Raw genomic sequence first — 4,170 nt, forward strand, 5'->3', positions numbered from 1 at the left:
CCCTCGTCGGCCTGCCGCTGCTGCCGGCCGGAGTGCCGGTGCTGGTCGCGGCGCTCGCCGCGCCGCTGGTGCTGCTGCTGCGCGGCAGGGCTTCGATCGAGCGCACGGAGGGCGGGCGATGACCGCCGTGTGGGCGGCGATCGTGCTGACCGCCGTGGGCTGCTACCTGATCAAGCTGGCCGGACTCACCGTGCCGGCCGCGGCCCTGCGGGCTCCCTCGGTACGGCGGCTCGCGGTGTTGCTCCCGGTCGCCCTGCTGGCCGCGTTGACCGCGCTCCAGACCTTCGGCGGGGACGCCGGCACGCTGGTCGTGGACGCCAGGGCCGCGGGTCTCGCGGCGGCCGGAGTCGCGCTGCTGCTGCGCGCGCCCTTTCTGGTGGTGGTGGCCGCGGCCGTGGTCGTCACCGCCGGAGTGCGGGCCCTGGGCGGCTGAGTCGGGCGGCGGCCCCCGGGCGCGATACTGGGAGCATGCGACTGACGGTGTTCTGGGCGCGGATGGCGGCCCACTTCGGCGAGGCGTACGCCGATTCCTTCGCGCGTGACCATGTGATGTCCGAACTCGGAGGACGCACGGTGCACGAGGCGCTCGACGCGGGCTGGGATCCGAAACGGATCTGGCGGGCGGTGTGCGCGGCGGTCGATGTGCCCGCCGACCTGCGCTGACGAGGGCCCAGCCCGGTTCGCCCGAACTGCCCGGCGGGCCCTGCCCGTCTACCACGGATGGCTCTGACCTGCGGGTTTTCGGTTTTCCACAGGTGTGGCGTGTCGCTTGACAGTAAAATCGAACATGGATTCCCATGGAGGTGCTGGGTCGGTCCGGGAGCGGTGGAGGCGCCTCCCGAGCCGATTGTCAGTGGCAGCCGCTAGCGTCGTGGACGTGAAGCGATCGACTCAAGCAAACCGGGTGACCCACATGGCAGGAACCGACCGCGAGAAGGCGCTGGACGCCGCTCTCGCACAAATCGAGCGGCAGTTCGGCAAGGGCGCCGTGATGCGCTTGGGCGAGCGCCCGGACGAACCCATCGAGATCATCCCCACCGGCTCGACAGCGCTGGACGTCGCGCTCGGCGTCGGCGGTCTGCCGCGTGGCCGGGTGGTGGAGGTGTTCGGCCCCGAATCCTCCGGTAAGACGACCCTGACGCTGCACGCCGTGGCGAACGCCCAGCGGCAGGGCGGCACGGTTGCCTTCGTGGACGCCGAGCACGCGCTCGACCCGGAGTACGCCAAGAAGCTCGGCGTCGACGTGGACCAGCTCATCCTGTCCCAGCCGGACAACGGCGAGCAGGCGCTGGAGATCGTCGACATGCTGATCCGCTCCGGGGCCCTGGACCTCATCGTCATCGACTCGGTCGCCGCGCTGGTGCCCCGGGCCGAGATCGAGGGTGAGATGGGCGACTCCCACGTCGGCCTCCAGGCCCGGCTGATGAGCCAGGCGCTGCGGAAGATCACCGGTGCGCTGCACCACTCCAAGACCACCGCGATCTTCATCAACCAGCTCCGGGAGAAGGTCGGCGTCATGTTCGGCTCACCGGAGACCACCACCGGTGGTCGGGCGCTGAAGTTCTACGCCTCGGTGCGTCTCGACATCCGCCGGATCGAAACCCTGAAGGACGGCACGGACGCGGTCGGCAACCGCACCCGCGTCAAGGTCGTCAAGAACAAGGTCGCGCCGCCCTTCAAGCAGGCCGAGTTCGACATCCTCTACGGCATCGGCATCAGCCGTGAGGGCGGTCTGATCGACATGGGCGTGGAGAACGGCTTCGTCCGGAAGTCGGGCGCTTGGTACACCTACGAGGGCGACCAGCTCGGTCAGGGCAAGGAGAACGCCCGCAACTTCCTGCGGGACAACCCCGACCTGGCGAACGAGATCGAGAAGAAGATCAAGGAGAAGCTGGGCATCGGCCCGAAGACGGAGAAGCCGGAAGCCGAGCCTGGCAAGGACGCGGCTGTCGGTGTCACTGAGGAGCCGGCCGCGGACGCTGCGAAGACGGTGCCTGCGCCTGCCGCCAAGGGAAAGGCCACCAAGGCCGCGCCGGTCAAGAGCTGACGGCATGGCACGCCGTACTGAGTGGTCGGACAGCCCGGCGGCACTCAAGGACAGCGGTGGTTTCTCGTCGTCGAGGGCCGACGAGAAACCACCGCCTATGCCGAAGGATCCGGTGGAGCAGGCCCGTGCGATCTGCCTCCGTCTGCTCACCGGCAGCTCACGGAGCCGCCAGCAGCTGGCCGACGCACTACGCAAGCGGGACATCCCGGATGAGGCAGCCGAGCAGGTGCTCTCCCGTTTTGAGGAGGTCGGCCTGATCAACGACGTGGCCTTCGCTGACGCCTGGGTGGAGTCCCGTCACCGGGGCCGTGGGCTGGCCCGCCGTGCGCTCGCCCAGGAGCTGCGCACCAAGGGGGTGGAAGCGGCTGTCATCGAGGAAGCCGTCAGTCAGTTGCAGCCGGAGCAGGAGGAGGCCACCGCGCTGGCGCTGGTGGAACGCAAGCTCCGCGCCACCCGGGGCCTGGACCGGGAGAAGCGGATCCGGCGCTTGGCCGGCATGCTGGCCAGACGCGGCTACTCCGAGGGACTGGCCCTGAGCGTGGTCCGGCAGGCACTGAAAGCCGAGGGCGAGAACGCGGACGAGTGGGACGAGAGCGGTCACTGACGGCCGGGCTCGGTCCCGGCTTCCGCCATACCGGTCCGAGCGGGGGCGCGCCGGGCAGACGTGGGGGCGCTGGGAACAGGTGAGCCGAGGCAGGAGCAGCCGGGCTGTGGTGACGAATCGTTCAGGGGGATGTCTCCCGGTTGCGGTACAGCGTCACCGGAAGCTGTTGCGGCCCGCGCACCAGTAGGCCGGGCCGGTAGGGCACGGCCTGTGGGTCGGCGGCCAGGCCGAGATGAGGCAGCTCGGAGAAGAGCAGCGGCAGTGCCGTCTGCGCCTCAAGCCTGGCCAGCCCCGAGCCGACGCAGAAGTGGGGCCCGTGGCCGAAGGCGGCATGAGGCGCCGGCCGGGTGCCGTCGGCAGCCGGCAGGTAGCGTGCTGGTCGGAATACGTCCGGATCCTCGAAGTACGCCGGGTCACGGTTGGCCGCGGCCAGCATGACCAGCACCGACGCCCCGGCCGGTATCCGGGTGCCACCGAGGTCCACCTCCTGGGTCGTGCGCCGCCAGGTGGTGCCCTCCAAGGGGCTTGCGTGGCGCAGCGTCTCCTCCACCACGGCCGGCCAGCCCGCAGCCGGATCCGCCTCGGCGGCGGCCCGTTCGGCGGGATGGGTGAGCAGCAGCAGCGCCGCGGAGGCGATCAGGTTCATCGTCGTCTCGTAGCCGGCGAAGAGCAGCAGGAACGCCATCGCCAGCAGCTCGCCGTCCGTCAGGCCACCCTCGGCCGAGTCGTGGACCAGCGAACTGAAGAGGTCCTCGCCGGGCCGGTGACGCTTGGTGGCGATCAACCGCGTGAAGTAGTCGTGCAGGCTCAACCAGGCCGTGTCCACCGCGCCCGGCGGCAGGGCGTCCATGGGGGAACCGACCTGGTACGTCCAGGTCCGCAGGTCCGCGCGATCTGCCTCGGGCACACCCAGTACCTCACCGATCACCAGCACCGGCAGAGGGAAGGCGAACGAGTCGACGAGGTCGGCCCGCCCGCCGTCGACGGCACGCGCGCACAGCTCGGCGATCAGTTCCTTGGTGAGGGTCTCGATGCGCGGACGCAGGGCACTGACGCGGCGCGGGCTGAAGGCGGCGGCGGTGAGCCGGCGCAGCCGGGTGTGGTCGGGGGCGTCCATGTTGAGCATGTGCCGTGCCAGTCTCCGCCTCGCTCGCTGCGCGGGGGAGTCGGCCTTCGGCCGGCCCGCTGAAGCAGGCGGCACATTGGAGAACCGGCTGTCCGACAGGACAGCTCTGGCCTCCTGGTAACCGGTCACCAGCCAGGCGTGGGTGCCGTTGGCCAGCGGTACCCGGGCCGCCGGGCCGCGGTCCCGCAGCCGTGCGTAGGCGGGGTACGGGTCCCGGGCGAAAGCGGGGTCTGCCGGATCGAGCATCCGGTCATCCTCTCCCGCCACCTGCGGCTCCGAGCCCTGCGCCCGCTGCGAGATCGGCCACACGGCCCCTCCCACAGCACCACCGCACGCCACCCCGTCCGCCCCCGCACGGTCCCCTCCGCAGGCGGCCCCTCCGCGCCCCCGCCG

At 70.9% G+C, this 4,170-nt stretch carries 5 protein-coding genes; 4 read left to right on the forward strand and 1 reads right to left on the reverse strand.

The genetic code is table 11. The annotated features are described in order from the left end of the window. Window positions 1–118: 118 nt before the first annotated feature. From ACYVE9_RS17695 to recX, 4 genes are all read left to right on the forward strand, one after another. Window positions 119–433 carry an AzlD domain-containing protein gene (locus ACYVE9_RS17695; RefSeq protein WP_461028847.1) on the forward strand — a complete coding sequence of 105 codons (315 nt, stop codon included), beginning with the start codon at window positions 119–121 and terminating at the stop codon, window positions 431–433. Window positions 434–468: 35 nt separating this feature from the next. Next, complete coding sequence (locus ACYVE9_RS17700) at window positions 469–663, forward strand: DUF3046 domain-containing protein (RefSeq protein ID WP_461028848.1); 195 nt, start codon at window positions 469–471, stop codon at window positions 661–663. 250 nt (window positions 664–913) lie between these two features. Beyond that, window positions 914–2,047 carry a recombinase RecA gene (gene recA, locus ACYVE9_RS17705; protein WP_461028849.1) on the forward strand — a complete coding sequence of 378 codons (1,134 nt, stop codon included), beginning with the start codon at window positions 914–916 and terminating at the stop codon, window positions 2,045–2,047. Continuing rightward, window positions 1,995–2,651 (forward strand): recombination regulator RecX, encoded by a 657-nt coding sequence (gene recX, locus ACYVE9_RS17710; protein ID WP_461028851.1) that lies wholly within the window; start codon window positions 1,995–1,997, stop codon window positions 2,649–2,651. The genes recA and recX overlap by 53 nt, the downstream gene beginning before the upstream one ends. A 121-nt stretch (window positions 2,652–2,772) precedes the next feature. On the opposite strand, the gene ACYVE9_RS17715 is transcribed toward recX, so the two are convergent. Then, a complete protein-coding gene (locus ACYVE9_RS17715; RefSeq protein WP_461028850.1) occupies window positions 2,773–4,023 on the reverse strand; it encodes a cytochrome P450 family protein in 1,251 nt (416 codons plus the stop codon). Window positions 4,024–4,170: the final 147 nt, after the last annotated feature.

It is taken from the genome of Streptomyces sparsus, from assembly GCF_054776295.1.

Bases quoted from the DNA above. Each gene is read 5' to 3' on its own strand.
- ACYVE9_RS17695 (WP_461028847.1), top strand. From the start codon at position 119: ATGACCGCCGTGTGGGCGGCGATCGTGCTGACCGCCGTGGGCTGCTAC.
- ACYVE9_RS17700 (WP_461028848.1), top strand. From the start codon at position 469: ATGCGACTGACGGTGTTCTGGGCGCGGATGGCGGCCCACTTCGGCGAG.
- recA (WP_461028849.1), top strand. From the start codon at position 914: ATGGCAGGAACCGACCGCGAGAAGGCGCTGGACGCCGCTCTCGCACAA.
- ACYVE9_RS17715 (WP_461028850.1), bottom strand. From the start codon at position 4,023: ATGCTCGATCCGGCAGACCCCGCTTTCGCCCGGGACCCGTACCCCGCC.